This is a genomic window from Methylobacterium sp. CCH7-A2, from assembly GCF_001557075.1.
Lineage (GTDB): Bacteria > Pseudomonadota > Alphaproteobacteria > Rhizobiales > Beijerinckiaceae > Allobosea > Allobosea massiliensis.
In genome coordinates this window covers 1-723 of the sequence record NZ_LSKN01000238.1, presented here as the reverse complement: position 1 = coordinate 723, position 723 = coordinate 1, and the positions used below count along the sequence as shown (strand labels likewise).

Below are 723 nucleotides of genomic sequence, written 5' to 3'. Positions count from 1 at the left end.
CAGCCGCTTCCTCGCCGGCGAGGCCCTCGGCCTCGATCTGCTCGGCCTCCTCGAGCCCGAGCAACAGCTGGTCGATCGGCAGGCTCTCGGCCCGACGCCCGAAGCGATGGCGCTGCAACTCCTTGATGATCTGGCGCAGCCGCTCATTCTCGGCACGCTCCGCCGCGAGCATCGCCCGAAGTGCGATCGGATCGTTGGTCACAGGTTCGGCCGCGTCGCTCACGAGACCGATTCAACCATGGATTCCAGCGGCTTGCCAGTGCTGAACGGTCAACTTGCCGCGACAGGGACGCGCGTCTCGCGCCGTTCATGCACCCGGCGCCAGTCGAGGCCTTCAAGCAACCCCTGAAGCTGCGCCGCGGTCACCAACGCGGCGCGGCACCGGCAGTTTCCACGGCCAACCCGGAGGAGTGGCGTCGCTGACCCGAGGGCGTAGCAGGCAAGGCCATCGATAGCGAGGGTGTGCTCTGCGCCAAGATGCCATCAGCGATTCTCACACAAACAATACATGCAACAGGACCGAATCACCTGTCCTCGCGGCGGAGTCCGCAGTCCTGGGAGCCGTTCGAACCGAAGGTGGAACAATGGATAATCGCAAGACAGGCTATCCTCGCGGCCATACACGGCGCAGGCTCATGGTAGAGCTGGTGATTGGGCTCGTGGTCCTCGCTGTCCAGCGACATTCGGAACTGCCCCCTTTCCGTCATGAAGAACTGACCCCCA

The 723-nt window shown here is 64.3% G+C and carries 1 protein-coding gene; it reads right to left on the bottom strand.

All coding sequences use genetic code 11. The annotated features are described in order from the left end of the window. On the bottom strand, window positions 1-172 hold a 172-nt coding region (locus AX750_RS18155), incomplete at its 3' end, for a transposase (RefSeq protein WP_197431890.1). Window positions 173-723: the final 551 nt, after the last annotated feature.